General features: G+C 47.3%; 1 protein-coding gene. It reads left to right on the top strand.

Annotated elements, in window-relative coordinates; genetic code table 11:
* Positions 1-220: hypothetical protein (locus AB4496_RS28145; protein WP_372133328.1), on the top strand; the 220-nt coding region annotated here is incomplete at both ends.

Below are 220 nucleotides of genomic sequence, written 5' to 3'. Positions count from 1 at the left end.
GATCCGGGTTTGATTATTTGGTACGTAGACGAATCTCTGACTGATAACTGGGTAGGCAAGCACCCAGGTGAAGGTTGGTTAGGTGTGGTCGATGCCGACCAGAATGCAATGACTTGGGAAAAATCCGGTGAAGTCGCTCAAACTCGTTACCAAGTTCGTGATGCCGCGTTTTCACTCAAAGATCATACTCCAATGCGTCTTGTAAACAGCGACAATGATG

Source organism: Vibrio sp. 10N.222.46.A1 (assembly GCF_041473595.1).
Lineage (GTDB): Bacteria > Pseudomonadota > Gammaproteobacteria > Enterobacterales > Vibrionaceae > Vibrio > Vibrio tasmaniensis_A.
The sequence above is the reverse complement of the archived record's forward strand: the minus strand, read 5'-3'. Positions and strand labels throughout refer to the sequence as shown.